We start from the raw sequence: 1,502 nt of genomic DNA, 5'->3' as shown, positions 1-1,502 counted from the left end.
TTCAGGGCGCGATCGAGATGTGCAACAACAACGGCGCCTGCCGAAAGCTCGAAGGCGGCGTGATGTGCCCCTCCTATCGCGCCACGCGCAACGAAAAGGACGTCACGCGCGGCCGCGCCAACACGCTTCGGCTCGCGATCTCCGGCCAGTTGGGTGCCGACGCGCTCGCCTCCGACGAAATGATGGACACGATGAAGCTTTGCGTGTCCTGCACGGCCTGCCGGCACGAATGCCCGACCGGCGTCGATATGGCCAGAATGAAGATCGAGGTGCTCGCGGCGCGCTACGCCAAACACGGCCTTTCCTTGCGCGACCGGCTCGTCGGCTTCCTGCCCCACTATGCGCCGCTGTTCTCGCGCCTCGCGCCGCTCGCCAACTGGCGGAACCGGAGCAACCTGCTACGCAGGATATTGGAACGCGTCGCGGGCATCAGCGCGCAACGCACGCTGCCGGAATGGCGGCGTGACGTGTTCGCGCCCGATGGCGAAGTATTCGGCCCGACCGATGGACACGAGGTCGTTCTGTTCGCCGACACCTTCAATCGCACCTACGAGCGGGAAAATCTCGAAGCGGCGCTGCAGGTGCTGGTCGCCGGCGGATACCGCGTTCATGTCCCGAAGCCATCAGGCGGTGGACGTCCCCTGTGTTGCGGACGCACCTTCCTCTCGGCAGGTCTTGTCGATAACGCCCGCGCGGAGCTTGATCGTTTGGTTGCGACCTACGCGCCGTTCGCCGCGCGCGGCGTGCCGATCGTTGGCCTCGAACCAAGCTGTCTCCTGACCTTGCGCGACGAACTAGTATCGCTGCGCTCGGACGAGACGGCGAAAACCGTCAGCGCGCACGCTTTGACGTTCGAGGAATTTCTGGTGCGCGAAGCCGGCGCGGGGCGTCTTTCGCTGCCGCTGAAGCCGATCGCGGAGACAGCGGTCGTGCACGGCCATTGCCACCAGAAATCCTTTGGCGCATTCAAACCGGTCGAACAGGCGCTTCGTCTCATTCCGAATCTGAAAGTCGAGACCATCGAATCAAGCTGCTGCGGCATGGCCGGCGCATTCGGTTATGGCGCGGACACCTACGACACCTCGATCGAGATGGCCGAACTCTCGCTGCTGCCCGCCGTGCGACGCACCGACGCGAACACGCTCGTGATCGCCGACGGCACCTCCTGTCGCCATCAGATCAGGGACGGCACGGAACGCACCGCCCTTCACGTCGCCCGCGCACTCGCGATGAGTCTCGACGGGGCGCGCTTAAAATCGTAAATCCTTTCTTATGCAAACAAGGAACCTTTCATGTCTGAACTGAGCCTCGACGTTGCCCGCAAGATCCTCGATGCCGCGCTTGCAAAAGCCGTCGAGAAGAAACTGAAGCCGCTGGTCATCACCATCCTCGACGCGCGCGGCGCGGTGAAGGTCACCGCCGCGCAGGACGGCACCAGCCTGCTGCGGGCTGAAATTGCGCATGGCAAGGCCTTTGGCGCGCTCGCGATGGGCATGGGCTCG

Annotated in this window: 2 protein-coding genes; both read left to right on the top strand. The window is 64.0% G+C overall.

The window, feature by feature from the left end; genetic code table 11:
- The coding region (locus WB528_RS00635) for a (Fe-S)-binding protein (protein ID WP_423886502.1) at window positions 1–1,262 on the top strand (1,262 nt) is incomplete at its 5' end.
- 30 nt (window positions 1,263–1,292) lie between these two features.
- On the top strand, window positions 1,293–1,502 hold a 210-nt coding region (locus WB528_RS00630), incomplete at its 3' end, for a GlcG/HbpS family heme-binding protein (RefSeq protein ID WP_423886501.1).

The sequence above is a fragment of the Bradyrhizobium sp. genome (genome assembly GCF_049586575.1).
In the GTDB taxonomy this organism is placed as follows: Bacteria; Pseudomonadota; Alphaproteobacteria; order Rhizobiales; family Xanthobacteraceae; genus Bradyrhizobium.
The sequence above is the reverse complement of the archived record's forward strand: the minus strand, read 5'-3'. Positions and strand labels throughout refer to the sequence as shown.